General features: G+C 69.0%; 26 protein-coding genes. 21 read left to right on the top strand and 5 right to left on the bottom strand.

The window, feature by feature from the left end:
* Positions 1 to 172: 172 nt before the first annotated feature.
* Positions 173 to 1,405 (top strand): tyrosine--tRNA ligase, encoded by a 1,233-nt coding sequence (gene tyrS / locus ACSQ3Y_RS30125; protein ID WP_436179831.1) that lies wholly within the window; start codon positions 173 to 175, stop codon positions 1,403 to 1,405.
* A 57-nt stretch (positions 1,406 to 1,462) separates the two neighbouring features.
* Here the strand turns inward: tyrS and ACSQ3Y_RS30120 are convergent, their stop codons facing one another.
* Positions 1,463 to 2,359 carry a LysR substrate-binding domain-containing protein gene (locus tag ACSQ3Y_RS30120; protein WP_057269127.1) on the bottom strand — a complete coding sequence of 299 codons (897 nt, stop codon included), beginning with the start codon at positions 2,357 to 2,359 and terminating at the stop codon, positions 1,463 to 1,465.
* A 254-nt stretch (positions 2,360 to 2,613) separates the two neighbouring features.
* On the opposite strand from ACSQ3Y_RS30120, the gene ACSQ3Y_RS30115 reads away from it, so the two are divergent.
* From ACSQ3Y_RS30115 to ACSQ3Y_RS30090, 6 genes are read left to right on the top strand one after another with little or no spacing between them, the layout of a single operon-like run.
* A complete protein-coding gene (locus ACSQ3Y_RS30115) occupies positions 2,614 to 3,597 on the top strand; it encodes a porin (protein ID WP_436179830.1) in 984 nt (327 codons plus the stop codon).
* Between the two features lie 22 nt (positions 3,598 to 3,619).
* Positions 3,620 to 4,594: a Bug family tripartite tricarboxylate transporter substrate binding protein gene (locus ACSQ3Y_RS30110; RefSeq protein WP_436179829.1), complete on the top strand. Its 975-nt coding sequence runs from the start codon at positions 3,620 to 3,622 to the stop codon at positions 4,592 to 4,594.
* A 22-nt stretch (positions 4,595 to 4,616) separates the two neighbouring features.
* Positions 4,617 to 5,435, top strand: a complete 819-nt coding sequence (locus tag ACSQ3Y_RS30105; RefSeq protein WP_436179828.1) for an HpcH/HpaI aldolase family protein — start codon at positions 4,617 to 4,619, stop codon at positions 5,433 to 5,435.
* Positions 5,436 to 5,452: 17 nt separating this feature from the next.
* Positions 5,453 to 6,337: an amidohydrolase family protein gene (locus ACSQ3Y_RS30100; RefSeq protein ID WP_436179827.1), complete on the top strand. Its 885-nt coding sequence runs from the start codon at positions 5,453 to 5,455 to the stop codon at positions 6,335 to 6,337.
* Entirely contained in the window at positions 6,334 to 7,449 is a 1,116-nt protein-coding gene (locus ACSQ3Y_RS30095) for a hypothetical protein (RefSeq protein WP_436179826.1), read from the top strand. Before ACSQ3Y_RS30100 ends, ACSQ3Y_RS30095 begins: the two co-directional genes overlap by 4 nt.
* A gap of 39 nt (positions 7,450 to 7,488) precedes the next feature.
* On the top strand, positions 7,489 to 8,628 hold the full coding sequence (locus ACSQ3Y_RS30090; protein WP_436179825.1) for a DUF5624 domain-containing protein: 1,140 nt from the start codon (positions 7,489 to 7,491) through the stop codon (positions 8,626 to 8,628).
* A gap of 77 nt (positions 8,629 to 8,705) precedes the next feature.
* Here ACSQ3Y_RS30090 and ACSQ3Y_RS30085 read toward each other — a convergent pair whose 3' ends face one another.
* Positions 8,706 to 9,701, bottom strand: coding sequence for a LysR substrate-binding domain-containing protein (locus tag ACSQ3Y_RS30085; protein ID WP_436180191.1), 996 nt, complete (start codon positions 9,699 to 9,701; stop codon positions 8,706 to 8,708).
* Between the two features lie 129 nt (positions 9,702 to 9,830).
* On the opposite strand from ACSQ3Y_RS30085, the gene ACSQ3Y_RS30080 reads away from it, so the two are divergent.
* From ACSQ3Y_RS30080 to ACSQ3Y_RS30070, 3 genes are all read left to right on the top strand, one after another.
* Positions 9,831 to 10,400, top strand: a complete 570-nt coding sequence (locus ACSQ3Y_RS30080; protein WP_436179824.1) for a DUF2917 domain-containing protein — start codon at positions 9,831 to 9,833, stop codon at positions 10,398 to 10,400.
* Between the two features lie 374 nt (positions 10,401 to 10,774).
* Positions 10,775 to 11,164 carry a DUF2917 domain-containing protein gene (locus ACSQ3Y_RS30075; protein WP_436179823.1) on the top strand — a complete coding sequence of 130 codons (390 nt, stop codon included), beginning with the start codon at positions 10,775 to 10,777 and terminating at the stop codon, positions 11,162 to 11,164.
* Positions 11,165 to 11,368: 204 nt separating this feature from the next.
* Entirely contained in the window at positions 11,369 to 12,643 is a 1,275-nt protein-coding gene (locus ACSQ3Y_RS30070) for a glycosyltransferase (protein WP_436179822.1), read from the top strand.
* Positions 12,644 to 12,672: 29 nt separating this feature from the next.
* Here the strand turns inward: ACSQ3Y_RS30070 and ACSQ3Y_RS30065 are convergent, their stop codons facing one another.
* Positions 12,673 to 13,071, bottom strand: a complete 399-nt coding sequence (locus tag ACSQ3Y_RS30065; RefSeq protein WP_057201606.1) for a BLUF domain-containing protein — start codon at positions 13,069 to 13,071, stop codon at positions 12,673 to 12,675.
* A gap of 170 nt (positions 13,072 to 13,241) precedes the next feature.
* On the opposite strand from ACSQ3Y_RS30065, the gene ACSQ3Y_RS30060 reads away from it, so the two are divergent.
* From ACSQ3Y_RS30060 to cobJ, 7 genes are all read left to right on the top strand, one after another.
* Positions 13,242 to 14,000 carry a Crp/Fnr family transcriptional regulator gene (locus ACSQ3Y_RS30060; protein WP_436179821.1) on the top strand — a complete coding sequence of 253 codons (759 nt, stop codon included), beginning with the start codon at positions 13,242 to 13,244 and terminating at the stop codon, positions 13,998 to 14,000.
* Positions 14,001 to 14,254: 254 nt separating this feature from the next.
* Complete coding sequence (gene glmU / locus ACSQ3Y_RS30055) at positions 14,255 to 15,679, top strand: bifunctional UDP-N-acetylglucosamine diphosphorylase/glucosamine-1-phosphate N-acetyltransferase GlmU (protein WP_436179820.1); 1,425 nt, start codon at positions 14,255 to 14,257, stop codon at positions 15,677 to 15,679.
* Positions 15,680 to 15,700: 21 nt separating this feature from the next.
* Positions 15,701 to 16,483 carry a sensor histidine kinase gene (locus tag ACSQ3Y_RS30050; protein ID WP_436179819.1) on the top strand — a complete coding sequence of 261 codons (783 nt, stop codon included), beginning with the start codon at positions 15,701 to 15,703 and terminating at the stop codon, positions 16,481 to 16,483.
* Positions 16,484 to 16,494: 11 nt separating this feature from the next.
* Entirely contained in the window at positions 16,495 to 17,838 is a 1,344-nt protein-coding gene (cobG, locus tag ACSQ3Y_RS30045) for a precorrin-3B synthase (protein WP_436179818.1), read from the top strand.
* A complete protein-coding gene (locus tag ACSQ3Y_RS30040) occupies positions 17,838 to 18,467 on the top strand; it encodes a precorrin-8X methylmutase (protein WP_436179817.1) in 630 nt (209 codons plus the stop codon). Before cobG ends, ACSQ3Y_RS30040 begins: the two co-directional genes overlap by 1 nt.
* The gene (gene cobI, locus ACSQ3Y_RS30035) at positions 18,457 to 19,227 is read left to right on the top strand and encodes a precorrin-2 C(20)-methyltransferase (protein WP_436179816.1); all 771 of its coding nucleotides are present in this window, start codon (positions 18,457 to 18,459) and stop codon (positions 19,225 to 19,227) included. Before ACSQ3Y_RS30040 ends, cobI begins: the two co-directional genes overlap by 11 nt.
* Entirely contained in the window at positions 19,224 to 20,048 is an 825-nt protein-coding gene (gene cobJ / locus ACSQ3Y_RS30030; protein WP_057269114.1) for a precorrin-3B C(17)-methyltransferase, read from the top strand. The genes cobI and cobJ overlap by 4 nt, the downstream gene beginning before the upstream one ends.
* Here cobJ and ACSQ3Y_RS30025 read toward each other — a convergent pair.
* Positions 20,000 to 20,776 (bottom strand): cobalt-precorrin-6A reductase, encoded by a 777-nt coding sequence (locus tag ACSQ3Y_RS30025; protein WP_057201613.1) that lies wholly within the window; start codon positions 20,774 to 20,776, stop codon positions 20,000 to 20,002. The two genes, cobJ and ACSQ3Y_RS30025, sit on opposite strands and share 49 nt — an antisense overlap.
* Between ACSQ3Y_RS30025 and ACSQ3Y_RS30020 the strand changes: the two genes are divergently transcribed.
* Genes ACSQ3Y_RS30020 through cobF form a run of 4 tightly spaced genes read left to right on the top strand, consistent with a single transcriptional unit; the run spans position 20,775 to position 24,166 of the window.
* Positions 20,775 to 21,968 carry a bifunctional cobalt-precorrin-7 (C(5))-methyltransferase/cobalt-precorrin-6B (C(15))-methyltransferase gene (locus ACSQ3Y_RS30020; RefSeq protein WP_057201614.1) on the top strand — a complete coding sequence of 398 codons (1,194 nt, stop codon included), beginning with the start codon at positions 20,775 to 20,777 and terminating at the stop codon, positions 21,966 to 21,968. The genes ACSQ3Y_RS30025 and ACSQ3Y_RS30020 overlap by 2 nt on opposite strands.
* Positions 21,950 to 22,456, top strand: a complete 507-nt coding sequence (locus ACSQ3Y_RS30015; protein WP_436179815.1) for a cobalamin biosynthesis protein — start codon at positions 21,950 to 21,952, stop codon at positions 22,454 to 22,456. Before ACSQ3Y_RS30020 ends, ACSQ3Y_RS30015 begins: the two co-directional genes overlap by 19 nt.
* A gap of 16 nt (positions 22,457 to 22,472) precedes the next feature.
* Complete coding sequence (gene cobM, locus ACSQ3Y_RS30010) at positions 22,473 to 23,318, top strand: precorrin-4 C(11)-methyltransferase (protein ID WP_436179814.1); 846 nt, start codon at positions 22,473 to 22,475, stop codon at positions 23,316 to 23,318.
* Entirely contained in the window at positions 23,315 to 24,166 is an 852-nt protein-coding gene (gene cobF, locus ACSQ3Y_RS30005) for a precorrin-6A synthase (deacetylating) (RefSeq protein WP_436179813.1), read from the top strand. Before cobM ends, cobF begins: the two co-directional genes overlap by 4 nt.
* On the opposite strand, the gene ACSQ3Y_RS30000 is transcribed toward cobF, so the two are convergent.
* Complete coding sequence (locus tag ACSQ3Y_RS30000) at positions 24,155 to 25,231, bottom strand: diguanylate cyclase (protein WP_428003437.1); 1,077 nt, start codon at positions 25,229 to 25,231, stop codon at positions 24,155 to 24,157. The two genes, cobF and ACSQ3Y_RS30000, sit on opposite strands and share 12 nt — an antisense overlap.
* Between the last annotated feature and the right edge of the window lie 123 nt (positions 25,232 to 25,354).

Raw genomic sequence — 25,354 nt, 5'->3', positions numbered from 1 at the left:
CTGGCACTTCCCCGGTGTGAATACGGGGCAAGGCAAGGCGCACAGACTGTCTGTTTGCAGCGATTCGACAGGGCACAAGGCGGGTCGAAACAGCGGGCCCATTAGAATCCGCCTCTGCAATGTGGGCTGGAGTATAGCGGTGCGCGCTGTATAGACATCCCAAAAAACCCTTATGAATCAATCTGCTGTTACAACGAACCCGGTTTCCGATGGTGTAGGACGGGCGCTTGAAATCTCGCTGCGCGGCGTGCAGGAACTGCTGCCGCAGGACGAATGGGTCAAGAAGCTGGTGCGCTCGGAGGCCACGAGGACACCCTTGCGCATCAAGCTGGGCCTGGATCCCACGGCGCCCGACATCCATATCGGCCACACGGTGGTGCTCAACAAGATGCGGCAATTGCAAGATCTGGGCCACCAGGTGATCTTCCTGATCGGAGATTTCACCAGCCTGATCGGCGACCCTTCGGGCCGCAACAGCACGCGCCCGCCGCTCACACCCGAGCAGATCAAGGCCAACGCCGAGACCTACTACCGCCAGGCCAGCCTGGTGCTGGACCCGGCACGCACCGAGATCCGCTACAACAGCGAGTGGAGCGAGCCCCTGGGCGCCAGCGGCATGATCCAGCTGGCCGCCAAGTACACGGTGGCACGCATGATGGAGCGCGACGACTTCCACAAGCGCTTCACTACCGGCCAGTCCATTTCGGTGCATGAGTTCCTGTACCCGCTGATGCAGGGCTACGACTCCGTGGCCTTGAAGAGCGACCTGGAGCTCGGTGGCACGGACCAGAAGTTCAACCTGCTCATGGGTCGCCATCTCCAGCAGGAATATGGCCAGGAGCCGCAGTGTGTGCTCACAATGCCGCTGCTGGTGGGCCTGGACGGCGTGGACAAGATGTCCAAGTCCAAAAACAACTACATCGGCATTGCCGAAGAGCCCAACACCATGTTCGCCAAGGTGCTGTCGATCTCCGACACGCTGATGTGGGACTGGTTCACCCTGTTGTCCTTCCAGTCGCTGGCGCAGATCGCCGCGCTCAAGGCCGAGGTGGCGGGCGGGCGCAACCCCAAGGACGCCAAGGTCATGCTGGCCAAGGAGATCACCACGCGCTTTCACAGTGCAGCGGCGGCCGAGGCGGCCGAGCAGGACTTCCACAACCGCAGCAAGGGCGGCGTGCCCGACGAAATTGCCGAACTCAGCCTGTCCGGCGCGCCCATGGGCATCGGCGCGCTGCTCAAGGCCGCCAATCTGGCCCCTTCCAGCAGCGAAGCGGGCCGCCTGATCGATGGTGGCGGCGTGCGCGTGGACGGCAGCGTGGTCAGCGACAAGGGCCTCAAGCTCGAAGCGGGCACCTACGTGGTGCAGGTCGGCAAGCGCAAGTTCGCACGGGTAACCCTGGGCTGATCCCCATCCTGGTCAGGTAAGGCCCCCTGCCGATCCGTCGGCAGGGGGCCTTTTCATTCATGGCGCGCTGGCCACGGTGCGCAAGGTGGCCAGCATGGCCAGCGTGTGCGGGTCGGTTTCTGCCGTGCGGTAGGCCAGGTAAAGGGTCGATGCCGCGTCCTGCTCTTTGATCGGCTTGTAGTCCACCCCTTCGAGGCCTATGCAGCGGGTGTCCTGCGGAACGATGGCGATGCCCAGGCCGGCGGCGACCAGGCCGATCATGAACGCCGGCTCGCGCGCCTCGCGCACCACGCGGGGGCGAAAGCCGGCCTGGGCGCACAGCTGCATCACCGGCCAGTACAGGCCGATGCCGGCGTCGCGCGGATAGGTGATCAAGGCCTCGTGGCGCAGGTCGGCCATGCCGACGGTGTCCTGCCGGGTGAGCGCGTGGCCTCGGGGAATGGCCGCCACCAGGGGCGCGCGGTACCACTGCTCCAGATGCACGCCGTCCGGTGGGCGCGCGTCGGGTTTGCGCAGGATGCCCACATCCAGTTCGCGCTCGTACAGCGCCGCCAACTGGGCTACGGAGGCCATCTCCTGCAGGTCGATCTCCACATGTCCGTGGCTCTGGCCAAAGCCGCGCAGCGCGCGCGGCAGGCGCTCGGTGAACATGGCCGAGGCCGTGACACCGAGCGCAATGCGCCCGAAGATGCCGGCCGAGGCGCTGCGCGCCGCCTCGGTAGCCTCCTGGGCGGCGGCCAGGATGGCGCGGGCCCGCACCAGCAGCTCCTTGCCAGCCTGGGTCAGGTACACGCGCCGCGTGTCGCGCACGAAGAGTTCGGCACCGATCTCCTCCTCCAGCGCGCGGATCTGGGTGCTCAGCGGGGGCTGGGCCATGTGCAAGCGCAGGGCGGCACGCGTGAAGTTCAACTCTTCGGCAACGGCCACGAAGTAGCGCAGATGGCGCATTTCCATGGGAGGCTCCTGCAGTGGGCAAAGGGAAATCCGGAATTTATACGAAATAGATATTGATTTCTATCTAAAAATAGTATTTCCGGATATTGATCGCCAAACTTAGCATTCCTCCTGCCGTAGCCGCCATGCGATGCGGACACCTATAACAGGAGACAAAGTTGACCCCCCCAAAGCCATCCCTCCGGAGGACGGGCCGTGTTCGTGCGGCCTCCACCACCCCAGCCTTCCTTTTTCTCTCCGGTATCGCGGCCTGCGTGCTGGCCACTGCAGCCCATGCCCAGAGCGGCGTGACCATCTTCGGAACGCTCGACCTCAATGTGACCCACGCCAAGGCCGGTGGCGCCTCGGTGACCTCCATGTCCTCGGGCGGCAACCTCATTCCCAGCCGCCTGGGCTTTCGCGGCACGGAAGACCTGGGCGGCGGCCTGGCCGCCAGTTTCTGGCTCGAAGCCCAGTTGCTGCCCGACTCGGGCGCGCTCGAGGGCTCGGCCCTGTTCCACCGCCGCTCCACCGTGAGCCTGTCCAGCACCGCCTGGGGTGAGGTGCGTCTGGGTCGCGACTATGCGCCCACGTTCTGGAATGTTTCCCAGTTCGCGCCCTTCGGCACGGTGGGCGTCGGCGGCTCTGCCAACATCATCGAGGGCTGGCCCTTCGGCACCGGCGGGGCCCGCACCTTCGTGCGCTCGGCCAACTCGCTCGGTTACCTGCTGCCGCGCAACCTGGGTGGCGTCTATGGCCAGGCCATGGTGGCGGCGGCCGAGGGAGCCGATGGCGCACGGTACACCGGTGCCCGGCTGGGCTATGCCTCCGGTCCGGTGGACGTGGCCGTGGCCTACGGCGAAACTCCGGCCAAGGGGCAGACCAACAAGGTGGCCAACATCGGCGGCTCGTACAACTTCGGCATGGTCAAGCTCATGGGCTACTGGCTGGACCAGCGCGCGCAGGGCACCAAGCACTCGAACTGGCTGCTGGGCGCTACGGTGCCAACGGGGGACGTGGGTACCGTGCGCCTGTCGGTGGCCGAGGCCAAGGCGCGCGGCGCTGCGGTGGCGGGCGACGGTGCGCGCCAGATCGCCGTGGGCTACGTGCATGCGCTGAGCAAGCGCACGGCGCTGTACACGGCGTATTCGCGCATCACCAACCGGGGCAGCGCAGTCTTCATGACCAGCGAGGCCCCCGAGGCGACGCCGGGCGGCAATGCCTCGGGCCTGCAGTTCGGCATCTCGCACAGCTTCTGACGTGGCACAGGAGCTTCACACCATGCACAAGCGCAACGCTCTTCTTGGCATCGCCGCCGCCGCCGCCCTGGCCTGCACGGGTCAGGCCCATGCCCAATCCACGCCGGACTGGCCCAATGGGCCGGTGCGCCTGGTCACCCCCACCCCGGTGGGGGTCGGGTCCGACGCCTTTGCGCGCCTGTATGCCGACCGCCTGTCCAAGCTGCTCTCGGCCGCCGTGGTGGTCGAGAACCGCCCGGGCGCTTCCAGCACGCTGGGCACCGATGCGGTGGCCAAGGCCGCGCCCAACGGGCAGACCTTCCTGTTTTCCACCAGCCTGCCCATCACCACGGTGCCGCACCTGATGGCCAAGCTGCCCTACCACCCCGAGAAGGACCTGGTGCCCGTGGCGGCGCTGTTCCGCGGGGGCTCCTTCGTGGTGGCCAGCCAGTCGTTCACCGGCAAGTCGCTGCGCGAGATGGTGTCCATTGCCAAGCAGAAGCCCGGTAGCCTCAACTACGCCACCTACGGGCCGGCGAGCACGGCCAACCTGGGGATGGAGCTGCTGCAGGATGCGGCAGGCATCGACATGGTGCAGATCGCCTACAAGCAAAGCGCCATGCCCGACCTCATGAGCGGCCAGCTCGACGTGGGCTGGGAGCCGGCCTCGTCGGCCCTACCCAACATCCGCTCGGGCAAGCTGCGCGCGCTGGCCTACACGGGCGACAAGCGCAGCGCCACCCAACCTGACGTGCCCACGCTGTCCGAGCTGTACCCGGGGCTGGAGCTGTTCACCTGGATCGGCATCTGGGCGCCGACAGGAACCTCCCCTGCGGTCATCGAGCGCATGCGCAAGGCGCTGGAGACTGCCTCCAAGGACCCGCAGATCGTCAGCGCCCTGCATGAGACCGGTAACGAGGTGCTGAACCTGACGCCTGCACAGATGCAGGCCAACATCGCGCGCGAGTCGCAGTCGATGGAGCGCCTGATCAAGGCCAAGAAGATCGTCATCAACTGAACGCCAGAGAGAACCCGCACCCATGTCCGCCCACCACCTTCCCCCCCTGACCCCTGTTGCGGGCGCTCCCTGGCTGATCGACCGGCTCACCATGGGCCACCCTGTGGCCGCCTTTGGCGTGCGCGGCGCGCGCACGCCCGAGATCGCCCGCCTGGCCAAGGCCAGTGGCCATGAAGTGATCTGGGTGGACCTGGAGCACAGCACCATGCCCGTCGATGTGGCCGGGCAGATCTGCGCCTGCGCGCTGGATATCGGCATCATGCCGCTGGTGCGCGTGCCCGAGCGCGAGTACGGCGTGATCGGGCGCCTGCTCGATGCCGGGGCCATGGGCATTATCGCGCCCCGGGTGGAAACCGCCGAGCAGGCGGCAGACATTGCGGCCGCCTGCCGCTTTGCGCCCCACGGCCATCGCTCTGCCATCGGCACGCTGCCGCTGGTGCAGTACCGCCGCATGCCTGCTGACGCGCTTTACCGCGCGGCCGACCAGGCCACGCTGGTCAAGGTGCTGGTCGAGAGCCCGCTGGGCATCCGCAACATCGCCGAGATCGCGGCCGTGCCCGGCGTGGGCATCGTGGGCATCGGCACCAATGACCTGAGTGCCGAGCTGGGCGTGCCCGGCGACTTCCGTGACCCGGCGGTGCGCGCAGCGCACGAATCGGCCCTGGCCGCCTGCCGCGCCGCCGGCAAGCCACTGGCCATCGGCGGCATCAGCGACGCGGCCTATAGCGCCGAGCTCGTGCGCCTGGGCGCGGCGCCGCTGCTCATGACGGCTATCGACACCGATCTTCTTCTTGCCGCCGCGCAGGCCCGCGCGGCGCAGGCTTTTGCAACCCTCTCCTGACTGACTGGTTTCGATTCATGGCTTCCGAGATCCTCGTTCCCACCCCCACCCGCGATGCGGACACCCTGTCGCGCCCCGCCTTTGCCATGCCGGCGGGCGCCTGCGACAGCCACGTGCACGTCTTCGGCCCGGTGCACCGCTACCCCCACGTGGCCCAGCCCCACTACACCCTGCCCGAGGGCCCGGCCCCCATGCTCGACCGCATGACACGCGGCCTGGGCCTTGCCCGTTTTGCCATCGTGCAGCCGAGCTTCTATGGCACAGACAACTCCTGCATGCTCGACGCCCTCGATGAGCTGGGCGGTCGTGCGCGCGGCGTGGCCATGGTCGAAGACTCGGTGGACGACGAGACCCTGCAGGCCATGCACAAGCGCGGCGTGCGTGCCCTGCGGCTCGATCTGTTCCAGCGTGCGCAGTGGCCCATCGCACGCATCGTCGACTACATCCAGCGCAGCGCCGAGCGCGTGCGCCCCTTTGGCTGGCACCTACAGTTCTACACGCCCGGCACCGTGGTGCGCGACCTGATCCCGGCGATGCCGGACATCGCCTCTGACTTCGTCATCGACCACATGGGCTACATGCTGGAGAGCGATGGCCTCACGCGCTCCGACTTCGACCGCCTGATCGCCGCCGTGGCGGGCGGCAGCGGCTGGATGAAGCTCTCCGGCCCCTACCGCATCGCCAAGTATGGCAATTACGCGCGCCTCTTGCCCTATGCCCAGGCCATCGTCGATGCGCTTCCCGAGCGCACCATCTGGGGCAGCGACTGGCCGCATATTCCCAACGGGCAGATGGACACCGGCGCCCTGCTCAACCTGCTGGGTGAGTGGGTGCCCGACGAATCCCGCCGCAACCGCATCCTGAGCGACAACCCTGCCCGCCTATACGATTTCCAGCCATGACGAATCCGTCCTCCGCCATCGCCCTGCGCGAAATCCAGCGCCTGCCCACCAGCGCCGCGCGCGCTGTCGAGCCTTTCTCCATCCATGGCGTGCAGTACCTGGCGGTCGCCCAGCTGTCCGTGGACGTTCCTGGCACCGCCCCCGGAATGGGCGCGGGCGACAGCGACGTTGATCTGTGGGTCTACCGCTGGGAGGCCACGGGTTTCACCGAGTTCCAGCGCCTGCCCGTGCCAGGCGGCGAGGACGCCGAATTCTTCACGCTGGACGGACGCCACTTCCTGGCCACGGCCAGCCTGCGCAGCGGCCATGGGCCCTACGACATGTCGCCGCCTTCGGTGATCTACGAATTCGTGAACGGCCGTTTCGAGCCCTTCCAGCAGATCGTGGGCACGGCGGCCAAGCAGTGGCACTTCTTTGGCGTGCAGGGGCGGCATTTCCTGGCGCTGGCGCAAGGGGCAGCGGGGCATGGAGCGCCCGCGGACGAGGCGGCGCAGTCCATCCTCTTCGAATGGGATGGCGAGCGCTTCGTGCCGTTCCAGACCGTGGAATCCGCCTGGGGCTACAACTGGCTGGCGTTCGAGGTGCAGGGCCGCACGCTGCTGGCCTATGCCGACCACATCGCGCCCTCGCGCCTGCTGGCCTGGAACGGCACGGCGTTCGAGACGCTGCAGGTGCTCGAAGGCACCAGTGGCCGGGCTTTCTGCCACTTCCATGCGTCGGGCGCCGACTGGCTGGTGTTTGCCAACCTGCTGGGCGAGACCTGGCTGCTGCGCTGGAACGGCGCGCAGTTTGCGCCCTACCAGCACCTGAGCGGGCCGGGCGGGCGCGAGTTCGCGTGGTTGCCTGCCCGGGCCGGTGCCGATGGCGGCCACCTGGTGCAGGTCAACTTCATCCACGGCAGCCGCGAGGCCCCGATCCCCGAGTTGCAGTCGGTCATCTACCGCTGGCAGGGCGATGGGCTGGCGCCCGTGCATTCGTTCGATACCTCGGGCGGAACCGATGCGGCGGCCTTCACGGTGGGCGGTGTTCCGTACCTGGCCGTGGCCAACAGCCTGAGCGGCTCGCTGCACTTTCGCACCGACAGCCGCATCTACCAAATTCTGCATACGTGACAGCAGGCTCACCAGTCCGTACCACCACGACAAGCCACCATGTACCAACCCCAATCCGACTTTGCGGGCCTGTTCCATGCCTTCACCGGTGGGCCCGATGCCATTGGCCCGCAACTCACCGCGATGATGCTGGAGCAGCGCGCCGACAGCCCGCTGCTCGTCTCCGCCGCGTCGGACATCGCCCTGTTTCCGGGGCGCGGCGCCGCGCCGCGCCTGGAGAGCTTTCGCAAGTCCACGCGCGGCTTCATCGAACTCACGGCGGTATCGCACCTGCCGCTGGCCATGGCCTACGTGGCGCGCCGCCGCGAGCTGGCGCCCGATGATCTGGCATGGCGCACACAGCTGCAAGGCCTGCTGCCGCACATCACCCGGGTGCGGGCGGCCAACACAGAGGGCATGTGGCGCCAGCATGTGAACCTGGACGCCTTCGCGGGCCAGGAGGCGAAGATCGTGGCCATGGTGAACTACACGCTTTCCGCGACCGAGTCCTACATCCAGCGCGCGCTGGCCGATGCCTCGCTGATGGACTTCGATGCGCTCGTGGCGCAGTATTTCGACCCGCCGGCTGAAGTGCTGCCGGTGTCGATGAACGCCATCATGTTCGCCACCTTCGGGTTGGCCTATGTGGACATTGCCTACCGCATCGGTGCCTGGCTGCGCGGCAGCGGCATTGACTGGGCGCGGGTGATGGTGCTGGTCAGCGGCCAGTCGGGCCGGCCCACGGCCGGGGTGACCTGGTCGTCCAACAGCATGTGCAACCTAGTCTGGCGCGTGAGCGACGGCCAGATGCTGGCCGACCGCCTCTACGTGGCGCCGCACGCGCCAGGGTTCTCGGTGGACCAGTTCAATGACGCGGCTGCGCTGGCCAGCCTGGAGGTGAGCTACCGCAAGCTCTGGATGCACACCCGCACCAGCGTGGAAGTGTCACGCCAGATGTTCGCCAACCATCCCGCTTATGTGTTCTCGCCCGCCACGGCGCAGGACATGCCGCCCATCCATGGCCTCGATGACCAGGCCGCCTGCGTGGCGCGCCTGCGCCGCATCATGGAAGACCCGCAGCAACTGCTGGTGAACTGCGTGGCCGACTATGTGATCGAAGCGCTGCAGCGCAATGGCAACCGGCCCGGCGAGGTGGCAATCCCCGGCTTCACCAACGTGGACTTCAGCGCACTGGCCTGATTTCCGGTGTGCCTTGCCCTGTTGGCAACCCTGCCTGGTGATGGTTGCCAGCGGGGCAGGGCCTGCCGGAAACTGGATCAGTCCAGGTCGTCCTGCGTGTCCGGGTCGGGCACTTCGCCCACGGCCTCGCGGGTGGCCTGCGCCTGTATCTCCAGCCAGGCGCAAAAGGCCTTGATCTCCGGGCGGTGCGCGCTGCGCGGCCCTACCAGCAGCCAGTAGGCCAGGGGCGAGTCCAGCCGGTGGTTGGGCAGCAGCTCCACCAGGTCGCCCGTGGCCAGGGCATCGGCAATCAGCGGCATGCGCGCCAGCGCCAGGCCCTGACCGCTCAGGGCCGCCTGCACGATCTGGTGGGCGTAGTTGAAGTACAGCCAGCGCTGGGGCTGCAGCTTGGGGTGGCCCTGGTTCTCGAACCAGCGCTGCCAGCTGAGCCATTCGAGGTGCTGGCTGCGGTGAGCGTCGCCCGCCTCGATCAGGGTGAAGCGGGCCACGTCGGCGGGTGTACGCACCGGCGGGTTGCTTTTGATGAGCCAGGGGCTGGCCACGATGGCCAGTTGCTCGCCGCACAGGCGCACCGCGCCGGGCGGCAGCGTTCCGGGCAGGCTGTAGCGCAGCGCCAGGTCCACGTCGGAGGTTTCCAGGTCCACAGGCACATCGGTGGCGTCGATGCGGATGTCGATGCCTGGGTTGTCGCGCTGGAACTCTTCCATGCGCGGAATCAGCCACATCGATGCGAAGCTGGCCCAGGTGCTGATGGCCACGCTCTTGCGCCCGGCCGTCTGGCGCACCAGGCGCACCGAGGCATCCATGCGCTCAAGCGCAGGCGCCACCGCGCGCTGCAACTGGGCGCCGGCGCTGGTCAGCTCCACCGCGCGCGTGTGGCGCAGGAACAGGGGCACGCCCACTTCGTCCTCCAGTGACTGGATCTGGCGGCTCACGGCCGATTGGGTCAGGGCGAGTTCATCGGCCGCGGCGCGGAAGTTCAGGTGCCGGGCCACGGCCAGAAAAGCCCGCCAGTGGCCGACAGCCACTGGGCGGGTGCGCGAAAGGGCGGGGGTGTTCTCGGCGTTCTGCATGCGTGGGGGTGAATGTTCATTCATGCGTTGGTGGCATCAATAGCGTACCGCGTTTTCATTGGACCGAAGACCGCTACAGGCGGATCATCCAGGCTCTACAACGTTTTTTCAAGCACCAAGGAGCTCACCATGTCGTCCCGCACCGTTCTGGAATCGCAACAATCCGCCATCGCCCCCACGGCCGGCCGCGTGTTGGCCGGAAGCTGGAAGCTGGACGCGGGCCGCGCCATCACATTGAACCCGCGTGAGCGCAGTGTGCTTGAAATTTCGCAGGGCCGGGTGTGGCTTGCGGTGGGCGCAAGGCCAGGCCAAGCGGATCAGGGAACACAGGACATGGTTCTGGTCCGGGGCCAGTCCCTGGTCATCGAACCTGGCCAGCAGGTGGTGATGGAGTCCTGGTACCTGCGGGGGGGCGCCCCCAGTGCCGTGGCCTTCTGCTGGGACAGCGTGCCAGCCACCCGCCCGGCTGCTGATCCGGCACTGGACTGGGAGCTTGGCGTGGCGCAACCGCTGCGTGACCTGGTCTGCGCGCTTGGCCAGGGCGGGAGAGCCGTGGGGTCTGCGGTGGCCGCCACCCTGGGCGCCAGCGGCAGGCTGGTTGCTGGCCTGGTGCGGCTTGCTCTGCATCGGGTAGGGCGTGTCATCAATCATTTCACCCTCGCGAAAACCTGCAGCGCGGTGCAGTGCAAGGCGCCCTGAGTGCCGTGTAGCACGGCTACACAAGCGAAGGGCAACGCCGCAATACGCCGCGCTGCAGGCTTTCCCTTCGGGCTGGCCCCGGCATGCGGCGTCTGCTTTGTCGCTCGGCTTGCCAATAACCCGGCTATTGGCTGCGCTGCGCTTCGCGCATCCATCCGCATGCCGGGGCCAGCGCGGGGGCGAAATGATTGATGACACGCCCTAGCACCCCAGCGCGTGCGCGTGCCTGCTTGAGAGGGATTTGGCCGTCACCGGTATCCGGCCGTTTTGTCGATTGATGCCGAAGTTGAATCAATCAGGGCCTTGCAATTCATTGGACGCACCACGAACACAGGTGCACCATAGAGGCCTATAGGGTTTACCAGGAGAAAACCATGACCGCATCGAATGTTCTGCAATTGCAAGCTTCCAGCGCCTCGGGCCGCGTTGCGGCCAAGGACGTCTGCACGCTCAAGCCTGGCGCCGCCATCAGCTTCACGCCCCGCACACCCCGGGCCCTGCGCATCACCGAAGGCCAGGCCTGGGTGACGCTGGACGACGGCCCGCACGGTGCCAGCCGCGAGGCGGCTGGAGACGTCTTTCTGCAGGCCGGCCAGACGCTGTGGGTGGCCGCCGGCCAGCACGCCGTGGTGGAGACGCTGGGCCGCCAGCGCCTGCAGTACCGCTGGACCGGCCTGGCCCCTCGCTCCGCACCCGCCTGGTGGCGCCGTGCACTGGGCGTGGCCAGCATGCCCTCGTCGGATGGCGCGCCCTGCTGCGCCTGATGCTCCTTGGGCACCATCACGCAGGTGGTGGTGAAAAGTAGAAGAAAGCTGCTGCGGCTTGGTCCACAGGCCTTGGTGCGCTTTTTTGTGGGCTTAACCTGCCGGGTTCCTGGGCCCCCGCTCTTCGCGAGAAGTGCGGGGGCCTTCTATTTCTGATCTACATTTCTCCAGGATGAAGCACTTGGCACTCGCCCATTCCCCCTGATGAAAATCCTCTTCATTCACCAGAGTTTTCCCGGGCAGTTCCAGTACTTGGCACCTGCCCTGGCATCGCAGGGGCACGAGGTGCTGGCCTTGACCATGACGCCGGCTGCCATAAGAGGGCAGGCGCCGTGGAATGGGGTGAGGATGGTTCTCTACATGCCGTCGCGCCAGTCGACACCCGGCATCCATCCCTGGCTGGTCGACACGGAGACGAAACTCGTGCGCGGCGAGGCGGCTTTTCGGGCCTGCCTGGAATTGCGGCGCCAGGGGTTTCACCCCGATGTGGTCATCGCCCATCCGGGTTGGGGCGAGAGCCTGTTCGTCAAGGAGGTCTGGCCCGATGCCAGGCTGGCGATCTATTGCGAATTTTTCTACCAGGCGCAGGGCGCAGATGTCGGGTTTGACCCGGAGTTTCCCGATGGGCCGTTTCCCCGTGCCCGCATGCGCGCAAAGAATTTCAACAACCTGCTGCACGTGGATCTGGCGGACGCCGGTATCTCGCCGACGCGGTGGCAAGCGGACGGGTTTCCCTCGCCCATGAGAGATCGCATTGCCGTCATTCACGATGGCATCGACACGGACCTGCTGGTGCCGAATCCGGCGGTCGCCCTGGCGTTCTCCACGCCCTCTGAAAAGGTGACCATCCGAAAGACCGATGAGGTCATCACATTCGTCAGCCGCGATCTGGAGCCATTGCGCGGCTACCACCGGTTCATGCGGGCCCTGCCGGAGATCCTGCAGCGCCGGCCGCACGCGCGTGTTCTTGTCGTCGGCGGTGATGGCGTCAGCTACGGTCCCAGGCCCGATCCTGCCCGGTTCGGGGCGCGCAGCTGGAAGCAGATTTTCCTGAACGAGGTCCGCGACGCCCTGGGGCCGCAGGGCATGGCGCGCGTCCATTTCCTGGGGCGCCTGTCCCATGCGGATTTCGTGTCGGTGCTCCAGATCAGCAGCGTGCATGTCTACCTCACCTACCCCTACGTGCTCAGCTGGAGCCTGCTGGAGGCGATGAGTGTGGGCTGTGCCATCGTTGCCAGTGATACCGCCCCGGTCCGGGAGGCGGTGGTGCACGACGAGACCGGGCGGCTCGTTGATTTCTTTGACCCTGGGCAATTGGCCCAGGAGGTGTGCGCGCTTTTGGACGACGCGGGCGCGCGAGCGCGTCTGGGCGGGAATGCCCGGTTGTTTGCCCAGAGTAACTTTGATCTGCGCAAGGTGTGCCTGCCCCAGCAACTGCACTGGCTTCACGGCATCGCGGGCAGCCCGCTGCGCAGCTGACCGCTGGCCAGAAGAAGCGGCCGGGTTGGCTACAGCTCCAGTTCGCTGCGCAGGGCTTCGAAGGCGGCCAGGGCCGCTTCGCCATCCATTCGTTCCAGCCGAGCCAGCGCCTCGGTATCGTCCACCGACGTGAAGGCCAGGCTGAACTGGTGAAACCGCCGCTCGGCCAGCAGCCCATGGTGCACAACCTCCACCCCGGTGTGGCGCGGATCGTTGCGGATGCGCTCGGTGAGCTTGAGCACTTCCTTCTGTGTGCCTTCCAGTTGCTGGCAAAAACGCATGCCGTCGAAGACCAGCAGGCCGGTGATGCCCAGGCGGGCATTCTTAGCGCGGGCATGGCCGGCAATCTCTGCGACCACGCTCAGGGGTTGATCGGGTGCCAGGGTACTCACGTACAGGGCTTCGTACAGGCTGTGGGCTGGTGTCATAGGTGCGGCGCAATGTAGGGCGCCGCCGACAGACGCGCAATGTCAAAAGACATAGCAAAATCCCCCACCCTGCAAGGGCTGCAGGGACCATGGTGCGGGTCCAACAGCCTCAAAAAATGCATGCCGGCAGGCGCCCCGGGTGGCGGCCGGCTACCTAAAATGGCGCCACGATGAATGCCACCCTGTCGCCCCAGGCATGCCCGCCCAGTTGCCATGAATGCCGCCTGCGCAAGACCGGCGCCTTCACGCCCGTGGAGCCGCAGGTGCTGGATTTCATCGAAAGCTTTCGCTCTGCCACGCTGTCGGTGCCGGCCGGCGGTGCCCTGGTGCACGAGGGACAGGTCAACGCCCGCCTGTTCACGCTCTACTCGGGCTGGGCATTTCGCTACAAGACGCTGAGCGATGGGCGCCGCCAGATCCTGAACTTTCTGCTGCCTGGAGATCTGGTGGGTCTGCAGCAGGAGTTCGGCGACCTGTCGGCGCATGGCGTCGAGGCGCTCACGGATTGCGCACTGTGCGTTTTCCAGAACGACAGCCTGTGGGCGGTGTTCGCCGAGCACCCGCGCCTGGGTTACGACGTCACCTGGCTGGCTGCCCACGAGGAGAGCCATATGGACGACAACCTTCTGACCAACGGCCGGCGCAATGCCACCGAGCGCGTGGCCATGCTGCTCATGCACCTGTACCGTCGGCTTGACCGTGTGGGCCTGGTCGATGCCGCAGGCACGGTGGCCTTCCCGCTCAACCAGCAGCACATTGCCGATGCACTGGGCCTGTCGCTGGTGCACACCAACAAGACCCTGCGCCGGCTCGCGCTGCTCGGTCTGCACGAGCTCAAGAATGGGCGGTTGCGCCTGCTCAATACCCGTGCGCTTGAACGCATCGCCGAGTATTACGACACGCCGCCGCGCCTGCTGCCTCTGCTGTAGGAGCCTGTCGGACTTGGAAATCGTCGGCTGCAATCGGCCGCAGCGGTCCATTTTTCACCGTCTTTTTGCCCCATAGCCTGGCTATGGGGCTGCAAATCCGGCAAAAACTGTCCTCGCTGAGGCCGATTTTCGCTTTCGACGCTCCAAGTCCGACAGGCTCCTGGGCCCGGCAAGGGGCGTAGCCACTGCGCAGCCGATAATCGCTGTTCCGTGTTCTGCGCCGCCCGGTGTGGGCACCCCCATTTCGCATTTCCATGACGCAACTCGACATTCTCATCATGGCGGCCGGCAAGGGCACGCGCATGAAAAGCCGCCTCCCCAAGGTGCTGCAGCGCCTGGGCGGGCGACCGCTGCTGCACCATGTGCTGGACCAGGCGGCCCACCTGCAGGCGCGCAGCGCCACCGTGATCACCGGCCACGGCGCTGCCGAGGTGGAGGCCGCCACCCACCAGGCCGCTGCAGGTGGCGCAAAGCTGGCATTCGTGCGGCAGGAGCCGCAGCTGGGCACCGGCCATGCCGTGCAGCAGGCCGTGCCGCATCTGCGTGAGGATGGCACGGTGGTGGTGCTCTCGGGCGACGTGCCGCTGACCCAGGCCGACACCTTGCGCGCGCTGGTGGCGGCCGGCGGCGGCGAAAAACTGGCACTGCTCACCGTCACCTTGCCCGACCCCACGGGCTATGGCCGCATCGTGCGCAACGGCTCCGGCGCCGTGCAGGGCATCGTCGAGCACAAGGACGCGAGCGAGGCACAGCGCGCCATCGCCGAGGTCTACAGCGGCATCATGGCCGTGCCCGCGCGGCGGCTGGCCCCGTGGCTGGCGCGCCTGACCAATGACAACGCCCAGGGCGAGTACTACCTGACCGACATCGTCGCCATGGCCGTGGCCGATGGCGTGCCCGTGGTGGCCCACCGCATCACCGATGCCCTGCAGGTGGCCGGCGTGAACAGCCCGCTGCAACTGGCCGAGCTTGAGCGCGCCCACCAGCAACGCCAGGCCCGGGCTCTGCTGGAGCAGGGCGTGCGCCTGGCCGACCCGGCCCGCTTCGACCTGCGCGACGACGTGCGCACCGGCGTGCGCGGCGAACTGGTGTGCGGGCAGGACGTGGAGATCGACGCCAACTGCCTCTTCACCGGCCGTGTGGAACTGGGCGAGGGCGTGCAGATCGGCGCCAACTGCTGCATTGCCAATGCGCGCATTGCCGCAGGCGCGGTGATCCACCCCTACACCCACATCGATGGCGAGAAACTCGGCGCCAGCGTGGGAGAGGGCGCACTCATCGGCCCCTTCGCGCGCCTGCGCCCAGGTGCGCAACTGGGCCGCGAGGTGCACATCGGCAACTTCGTGGAGGTGAAGAACTCCACCCTGGCCGATGGCGCCAAGGCCAACCACCTGGCCTACCTGGGCGATGCCATGGTGGGCGAGCGCGTGAACTACGGTGCTGGCGCCATCACCGCCAACTACGATGGCGCCAACAAGCACCGCACGGTGATCGAAGCCGACGTGCACATCGGTAGCAATTGCGTGCTGGTGGCGCCCGTCACCATCGGCGCAGGTGCCACGGTGGGTGGCGGCTCCACCATCACCAAGGACGTGCCGCCCGGTTCGCTGGGCGTGGCGCGTGGCAAGCAGGTGGCGATCGCCAACTGGCATCGCCCCACGAAGCAGCCCAAGGCATGAGCTGACCAGGAGGCCCGGGCCATGAGCGACGACGACACCCGCCAGACCGTGGAGGCCCTGCGCGCCGAGCTGGCCCGCAGCCAGCAGCAGGTGGCCGACATGTCCGCCGCGCAGGAGGAGTTTCTGCGCGCCGTCTCGCACGACCTGCGCGCGCCGCTGCGCCACGTGACCTCCTACGGTACCCTGGTGCGCGAGGTGCTGGGGGATCTGCCGGCCGACGTGGCGCAGGCGCCCGAGTTGCAGGAGGCCCTGGGCTTTCTGGCCACCATGGACCAGTCGGCCCGGCGCATGGGGCTCATGATCGACGGCCTGCTGGCCATCACGCGGGCCACGCGCGCGCCGCTGCACTGCGCCACCATTGCGCTGGCCGATGCCGTGGCCCAGGCACGCACGGATTTGGCCGTGGCTGAGGCCGGGCGCGACGTGCAGTGGCACCTTGCGCCCGATCTGCCCGCCCTCGATGCCGACGCCGGGCTGCTGCGGGAACTGCTGGTGCAGGTGCTGGGCAATGCGCTCAAATTCACGCGCGGCCGGGCGGTGGCGCACATCCACATCGGTGCCGAGCCGCTGGCGGGTGGCCGCGTGGCCGTGAGCGTGCGCGACAACGGCGTGGGTTTCGACCCTGCGCGCGCGGGATCGCTGTTTGGCGTGTTCCAGCGCCTGCACCGCGAGACGGAGTTCGAGGGCGTGGGCACGGGCCTGGCCCTGTGCCGCGTGATCGCGCAGCGCCACGGCGCGCAGATCACGGCCGCCGGTACGCCGGGCGAGGGCTGCCAGGTTCGCCTGGAATGGCCGCTGCCTTGACCGCCCCAGGCATGCCGAACCACGACCCCGGCGCCCGCAAGGCCCTGCACACCCCGCAAGTCCAGGGCTGGTGCCCCGGTGCCTGGCAACCCATGGTCTCAGGCGATGGGCTGGTGGTGCGTGTGCGCCCGCCCATGGGGCGGCTGACCCTGCACCAGGCGTGGCGGCTGGCCCGGCTGGCCCGCACGCACGGGGCGGGTATCCTGGAGCTTTCCAGCCGCGCCAATGTGCAGGTGCGTGGCGTGGACCCTGCGCGGCATGCGGCCGTGCTCCGGGCCTTGGCGGGCTGCGGTTTGCTGGACGCCGACATGCAGCGTGAGCGCTTGCGCAATGTGGTGGTGGATCCGCTGCATCAGCCTGGAGATGGCGTGCAGGCGCTGGCTACGGCGCTGCTGCTAGGGCTGGAAGAGGCGGACGACCTGGGTGCGCTGCCCGCCAAATTCGGCTGGGCCATCGATGGTGGCCATTCCCCCTGGCTGCAGACGGTGTCCGCCGACATCCGCATGCAAAGGGTGCCGGGTGCCCACCCCCCTGCCTGGCGGGTTCAGCCTGATGGCCTGCCCTGGGCCCTGGCCGCAGCGGGCCCCGTGGATGCCGCCGCTGCGGGGCTCGCGCTGGCGCGGTGGTTTGCCTCGCATTGCCTCGGGCAGCGCACAGCCGGGGAGCGGCCGGGGCGCCTGGCGGCACATGCCGGCGAACTGGAGCGCCTGCTGGCTGTCGCCACACCGGCAGCCCCCTGGCCACCGGGCCTGCCCCCAGGCGTGGGCTGGGTCCCGGCCACCGCCCGCCACCACGCAGACCCAAACCGGCCCGGCCCGGCGCCCTGCCTGCTGCCCGGTATCGGCGCCTTGGTGGGGGCCCCTTTGGGCCGGTTGCCGGCACCGGCACTGGCCCGGCTGGTGGGGGCCCTGCGTGGTCATGCGTCCGGGTTGCGGGTGACCCCCTGGCGCATGCTGTTGATCGAATCCGGCGCACAGGCCAAGGGGCTGCCGGGCTTCTGGCATGCCGCCGGCCTGGACACGGTCGCCGATTGGGTGACCGACCCCGAGGATGCGCGGTTGCGCGTTTCGGCGTGCACGGGCGCCCCTGGGTGCCCCCAGGCCCAGGCACCCACGCAGGCGCTGGCCTTGGCGCTTGCGCCGCAGGTGCCGCCGCAGGACCATCTGCATATTTCGGGCTGCGCCAAGGGCTGCGCGCGCCAGGCCCCGGCCACGGTGACGCTGCGCGCTGAGCCCACTCTGGGCGAACCGGTTTTCGCCGTGGTGCGGCAGGGGCGGGCCGCCGACGAGGCGCTCGACCGCGTGGGGCTGTCCGCACTGCAAGACAATCCAGGCTTGTTGTTTGAAAAGAATTAATGGTTCACCGCTACGAAACCGATGGCGCCGAGATCTATCGGCAGTCTTTTGCCACCATCCGCCGCGAGGCGTCCCTGGACCGCTTTACCCCCACCGAAGAGCGCATCGTGGTGCGCATGGTCCATGCCGCTGGCATGGTCGAACTGGCGCCGCATGTGGAATTTTCGCCCGGCATGGCCGAGGCGGCCGAGCAGGCGCTGCGCGATGGTGCCCCGGTGCTGTGCGATGTGCGCATGGTCAGCGAGGGCATCACCCGCAAGCGCCTGCCCGCGCACAACCGGGTGCTCTGCACGCTGCAGGATGAACGCGTGGCGGCGCTGGCCCAGGAAATGGGCACCACCCGCAGCGCGGCCGCAGTAGAGCTGTGGCGGCCCGACCTGGCGGGCGCAATCGTGGCCATCGGCAATGCTCCCACCGCACTGTTCCACCTGCTCAACATGCTGCAGCAACCCGGCTGCCCGCGCCCGGCGGCGATCATCGGTTGCCCGGTGGGCTTTGTCGGCGCCATGGAATCCAAGGAGGCGCTGATGCAGGACCTGCCCGTGCCCTGCATGGTCGTGCGCGGCCGCCTGGGGGGCTCGGCCATGACCGTGGCCGCCATCAACGCCCTGGCCAGCCATGCCGAGTGAGGCGATGGAGGCCGTGAAGGCCGCGCCCGGCGTCGTCTGCGTGGGCCTGGGCCCCGGTGATCCGGAACTGATGTCGGTCAAGGCCGACCGGCTGGTGCGCGGCGCACGCCACGTGGCCTTCTTCCGCAAGAAGGGGCGCCCCGGCAAGGCCCGCCAGGTGGTGGACGGCCTGCTGGCACCGGCGGCCACCGAATACCCCATGGAGTACCCCGTGACCACCGAGCTGCCCGTGGACAGCCCGCAGTACGTGGCCCAGCTCGCGGCGTTCTACGACGACTGGTGCACCCGCCTGGAAACGCTGGCCCGCACCGAGCAGGTGGTGGTGCTCTGCGAAGGCGATCCCTTCTTTTACGGCTCGTTCATGCACCTGTACACCCGGCTGCGTGAGCGCGCCGCCGTGCGCCTGGAGGTGGTGCCCGGCATTCCCGGCATGGTGGGCTGCTGGCACGCCACGGGCGAGCCCATCACCTGGGGCGACGATGTGCTCAGCGTGATGACCGGCACCCTGCCCGAGGACGAACTGGTGCGGCGCATGCAGACCGCTGACGCCTTGGTGGTGATGAAGGTGGGGCGCAATCTGCCGCGCATCCGCCGGGCCCTGCAACGCACAGGCCGGCTCGGTGCCGCCTGGCTGGTGCAGAACGGCACCACGGCCAGCCAGCAGGTGGCCAAATTGACCGAGGTGAGCGACGAGGCCTGCCCCTACTTCGCCATTGTGCTGGTGCATGGCCAGGGCCGCCGGCCGGAGGCCGCCTGGTGAGCCCGGGCCAGACCACCGGCCGCCTGACCGTGGCGGGCCTAGGGCCCGGGGCCCTCGCGCAGGTCACGCCCGAAGTGGCCGCCTCCCTGCAGGCCGCGACCGACGTGGTGGGCTACCTGCCGTATGTGGAGCGGGCCCGCGCCTTGTTGCAGGAGCGCGGTGGAACGGCCGCTGTGGTCTGGCATGCATCGGACAACCGGGTGGAGCTGGACCGGGCACGCCAGGCGCTGGCCTTGGCCGCGCAGGGGCGTCAGGTGGTGGTGGTGTCCTCCGGCGACCCGGGGGTGTTCGCCATGGCCGCAGCCGTGTTCGAGGCCATCGAGCAGGCGCCGCCCGCGCAGGCCGCCGCCTGGCAGGCGCTGGATGTGCAGGTGCTGCCCGGCATCACCGCCATGCTGGCCGCAGCGGCGCGCGCCGGTGCGCCGCTGGGCCATGACTTTTGCTGCATCAACCTCTCGGACAACCTCAAGCCCTGGCCAGTGATCGCCCGGCGCGTACAACTGGCGGCCGAGGCCGACTTCGCCATGGCGTTCTACAACCCGCGTTCGCGCAGCCGGCCCGAGGGCTTCGTGCGCCTGCTGGCCTTGCTGCGCGCGCACTGCGAGTCCACGCGGTTGATGGTCTTTGCGCGCGCCGTGTCCACCCCCGACGAGGCGCTGCACGTGTGCACGCTGGCCGACGCCGCGCCCGAGATGGCCGACATGCGCACCGTGGTGCTGGTGGGCAACAGCACCACGCGGCAGGTGGGGCGCTGGGTCTACACCCCGCGCTTCTATGGGCTGGAGGCCGCCGCGCCAGGCGCCCCGGGCAGCATGCCATGAGCGATCCAGTGCAGCACGGCGTCCACCTCCTCGGTGCGTGGGCGCGGCGGCAGCGGCGGGCGCTGCACCATCACCACCGGCAACCCCAGGGCGCGGGCGGCCAGCAGCTTGCCGCGCGTGGCCTCGCCCCCGGCGTTCTTGGCCACCAGCCAGGTGATGCCATGGGCCTGCAGCATTGCCTGGTCGTGCCCGGCGCTGAAGGGGCCGCGGCCCAGCACCACCGTGGTGTCGGCCAGCGGCAGGCTGCCCGGAGCAGGTGCGTCCACCAGGCGCAGCAGGTAATGGTGCCGGGCTTGGCCGGCAAAGGCATCCAACTGCTTGCGCCCTATGGCGAGAAAAACCCGGGCAGGCTCGTGGGGCAGCGCCTGTGCGGCCGCAGCCATGTCAGGCACGTCCACCCAGCGGTCTGTGGCCTCGGCCTGCCAGGGTGCGCGTTCCAGCGCCAGCAGCGGCGTTCCGGTGGCCTCGCAGGCAGCGCAGGCGTTGCGGCTCATCTGTGCGGCAAAGGGGTGGGTGGCATCCACCACGTGGGTGATGCCCTGGCCGCGAATGAACTGTGCGAGCCCCTGCACGCCGCCATACCCGCCGCAGCGCGTGGGCACGGGCTGCGCCACGGGGGCCTGCGTGGCCCCTGCATAGGAAAACACGGCAGGTATCCGCGCCTGTTGCAGGGCCTGCGCCAATTGGCTGGCGCCGCTGGTGCCGCCCAGCAGGAGAACATGCGTCATGGCTGATCCGTGGTTGACATTGGTGGGCCTGAACGAGGAGGGACTGGACGGGTTGGCACCGGCCGCGCGCCGGGCCATCGACCAGGCCCAGGTGATTGTCGGCGGCCCGCGCCACCTGGCGCTGGCGCAGGCCGGCGATCGCGGCCGCCCCTGGCCCGTGCCGTTCGACACCGCCCCCGTGCTTGCCCTGCGCGGGCAGCGCGTGGTGGTGCTCGCCTCGGGCGACCCGTTCTGGTTCGGTGCGGGCGGCAGCCTGGCGGTGCACCTGGCACCGCACGAATGGCGCTGCCACGCGCAGCCCTCGACATTCTCGCTGGTGGCGGCCCGCCTGGGCTGGCGCCTGGAGGCCACCGACTGCCTGGGCCTGCACGCCAGCCCGCTGCAGCAGTTGCTGCCGCGCCTGGCGCCGGGTGGGCAGTGCATCGTGCTGCTGCGCGATGGCTCCGCCGTGGCCGAGCTGGCGGGCTGGCTCACGCAAGAGGGCTGGGGCGCGAGCACGCTGTGGGTGATGGAGTCCGTGGGGGGGCCGCGCGAGCGCTGCCGCACACTGCGGGCGCACGAGGCCGAGGCCGTGCTGGCAGCCGACCCTGCCCAGGCCCCGGTGGCTGTCGCCCTGCGGGCCGCTGGCGGCCCCGCCTTGCCCCAGGTGCCCGGGCGTGCCGACGGCTGGTATGCGCACGACGGCCAGATCACCAAGGCCCCGGCCCGGGCGCTGACGCTGGCCGCCCTGGCGCCCCGGCGCGGCGAGCGGCTGTGGGACATCGGCGGGGGCTCGGGCTCCGTGGCGGTGGAGTGGTGCCTGGCTGGCGGCCTGGCCAGCAGCGTGGAGCAGCATGCGGCGCGAGTGGACAACATCCACAGCAATGCGGCGCGGTTCGGCCTGCAGCCGGCGCTGCAGGTGGTGCACGGCCTGGCGCCCGATGCGCTCCAGGGGCTGGCGCCACCCCAGGCGGTGTTTGTCGGCGGCGGCTTTGATGCCGCTCTGTTTGCCGCCTTGCGGGCCTTGATGCCCACCGGCTGCCGGCTGGTGGTCAATGCCGTGACCCTCGAGACCGAGGCCCTGCTGGTGCAGTTGCAGGCGGACCATGGTGGCCAGTTGCTGCGGCTGGAGCTGTCGAGCGCCGAACCGCTGGGGCGCATGCGCAGCTGGAAGGCCGCGCGCCCGCTGGTGCAATGGAGCTGGCAGCCGTGACGGCGCTGCTACCCCAAGCTGGTATTGCCGCCCCCGTGCATGCCTGCCTGGTGGTCGGAGTGGGCCTGCGGGCCCAGGCCACGCCTGCCGCCTTGCAGGCGCTGTGGCTGCGGGCGCAAGCCCTGTTGCCCGGACAAGCGGACTGCTTTTGCGCCGTGGCCGTGCTGCAGGGCAAGGCCACGCATCCGGCACTGGCAGACTGGCTGGGCCTTGCGTCCGCCCCGGTGCTTGCGGTACCGGTGGAGCCCATGCGCCACCAACCCGTGGCTACGCAGTCGCCGCGCCTGCAGGCCCGCTATGGCACGGGCAGCGTGGCGGAAGCCGCTGCGCTGGCCGCCGCTGGGCCACACGCGCAGTTGCTTGTGCCCCGCCTGGTGGCCGAGGATGGCAGCGCCACACTGGCTGTGGCACGGCTGTGGCACGGCGCCGCCCGGGCCCCCTCGATTGTTGTGTGGCAGCGGCAGGCTCTGGCCGTGCCGCTGCATTGACCCAAGGAGCTACGGCATGACCGTGCATTTCATCGGCGCCGGCCCTGGCGCCGCCGACCTCATCACCGTGCGGGGGCGCGACCTCATGGGCCGCTGCCCGGTCTGTCTGTACGCCGGCTCGCTGATCCCGCGCGAGCTGCTCGCGCACTGCCCGCCAGGCGCGCACATCGTCAACACTGCGGCCATGGACCTCGATGCCATCATGGCCGAGATATCCGCCGCCCACGCGCGCGGCCAGGACGTGGCCCGCCTGCACTCGGGCGACCTGTCGGTCTGGTCCGCCATGGGCGAGCAGCTGCGGCGCCTGCGCGCAGCGGGCATCGACTACACCGTCACGCCGGGCGTGCCCTCGTTCGCGGCCGCCGCTGCCGCGCTGGGCGCGGAGCTCACGCTGCCGGGCCTGTGCCAGTCGGTGGTGCTGACGCGCACCTCGGGCCGGGCCACCGCCATGCCCGAAGGCGAAAACCTGGCCGCCTTTGCCGCCACCGGGGCGGTGCTGGCCATCCATCTGTCCATCCACATGGCCGACAAGGTGCAGGCCGAGCTGCTGCCGCACTATGGCGCCGACGGCCCGGCCGCCATCGTCTGGCGCGCCAGCTGGCCCGACGAAACCGTCGTGCGCACCACCGTGGGCGGGCTGGCCCAGGCGGTGGCCGCCAGCATGGAGCGCACGGCACTGATCCTGGTGGGCCGCAGCCTGCAGGCCGAGGCATTCGCCGAAAGCAGGCTCTACGCCGCGGACTACGACCGCCGCTACCGTCCCCTGGGCGCGGCGCCGCGTTTTCCGGCTGCGGATATGCCTGCCGGCGCCGCGCTGGACACGGCCCGGGACCAGCCGCTGGACCAGGCCTCCAAGGCATGAGCACCAGTCCGTTCCAAGGTCTGCCGCCGGTGGCGCTGACGCTGATCGGCATCGGCACGGGCAACCCCGACCACCTCACCCGCCAGGCCACCACGGCCATGAACGCGGCCGATCTGATCCTGCTGCCGCACAAGGGCGAGGACAAGGCCGAACTCGCCGCACTGCGCCAGTCGCTGTGCGACGAGGTGCTGGTGGCGCCCGCACCGCGCATCGCCGGTTTCGACATGCCGCTGCGCCGCAGCCAGGGCGACGACTACCTGGCCCAGGTCGACGAATGGCATGCTGCCATCGCCCGCTGCTGGCATGCCGCCATCGCTCAGGCCCTGGGTGCGCCCGCTGCCGGCGACGCGCCTGCGCCCAAGGTCCTGCGCGTCGCCCTGCTGGTGTGGGGAGACCCGGCCTTGTACGACAGCACGCTGCGCATTGCGGCACGCATGCAGCCCGCCCCGGTGCGTGTGGACGTGGTGGCCGGCATCACCTCGATGCAGGCGCTGGCCGCCGCCCATGCGGTGCCGCTCAACGACATTGGCCAGCCCTTCGTGGTGACCACCGGCCGGCAACTGCGCGAGCAGGGCTGGCCTGCAGGCGTGGACACAGCCGTGGTGATGCTCGACGGGCAGTGCAGCTTCATGGGATTGCCCCCCGAAGGCCTGCACATCTGGTGGGGCGCCTACCTGGGCATGCCCCAGCAACTGCTGGACAGCGGCCCCCTGGCCGAGGCCGGCCCGCGCATCGAGCGCACCCGCGCTGCGGCGCGCGCCCAGCATGGCTGGCTCATGGATATCTACCTGTTGCGGCGCGCATCTGGGCTGCCTGCCACCGAAGGCCCGCCGGTATCAGCGGTCTGAGGTGGCCGGTTGCGGCGCCGCAGCGGAACCCGCATCGGTCGAGCTGTCCGTGACGCGGTTGCGCCCGGCGTTCTTGGCCACGTAGAGCGCGGCGTCGGCCGCATCCATCCAGGCACGCAGCGCACCGTGCCGGGTATGCGCGGCCGCCACGCCGATGCTGGCGGTCATGCGCAGCGCCGGCATGTCGCGCAAGCGAATGGCCTCGGTCTGCGCGCGGATGCGTTCGGCCACGGCCACCGCCTCTGCCGTTTCCATGCCGGCCAGGAGAATGGCGAACTCATCGCCACCATAGCGGCCCGCGCAGTCCGTTGCGCGCACATTGCCGCGCACCACATGGGCCACCGCGCGGATCACCTCGTCGCCCACGGTGTGGCCGTGCTGGTCGTTGATCTGCTTGAAATTGTCGATGTCCATCATCAGCATGCAGGCCGCGTCCAGGCCCGTGTGGTGGCGGCGCAGCGCGGCCTCGGCCTGCTCCTGCCAGTGGCCACGGCCGTACAGGCCCGTCAGCGTGTCCACGCGGCGCAGCTCGTCGAGCAGCAGGTTCTGCTGCGACACCTTGCGGATGAGTCGGTAGCTGACCATGCTGACCGAAAGGGTGTGCAATGCCATGACCGGCAGACAGGCCAGGATGATGGGCAGGGGGCTCTCGGGCGCCCAGTGCACGCCCGTGAGCGCCGCGCTGGCTGCTCCCCCTGCGAGCATGGCCGGAATCGACCGGGCCCACAGGCCGCGGATGCCGGTGGTGATCTTGTCCACCAGGGTCAGCGTGCACAGCAGCACGCTGGGCAGCAGGCTGAAGTGCATCAGCGGCACCAGGGCCGCTGCCAGGGCCGAGTCGGCGAGCAGGTTACGGATCTCGGCGCGGTACGGGTCAGCGCTGCGCCGTGACAGCTGGTAGGCCAGGTGGGGCCATACGAAGCACGGCAACACCATGCCCAGCCAGGCGAGGAGGGATGCTTGGCGCTGCCACAGCACCACCGCCACCACCACACCGCCCAGGCCCATGCCGAGCACGCGCAGGGGGTAAACGCGCCGGGGCATCTGTTGTTCGTAGGTGGCCATGGATGGAAATGCTGGCGCAGGCGGTTGGGCCGCTATATGAGGAGTGCACGGAGAGCTTACCTTTACCCGGCGGTAGAGGCCAGCGGGAAATGGCGTGCTTTTATGGCCCGGTTGGTGGCCCGG

Source organism: Acidovorax sp. LjRoot66, from assembly GCF_964253305.1.
GTDB lineage: Bacteria > Pseudomonadota > Gammaproteobacteria > Burkholderiales > Burkholderiaceae_C > Acidovorax.
This window is presented reverse-complemented; position numbering and strand designations above follow the sequence as displayed.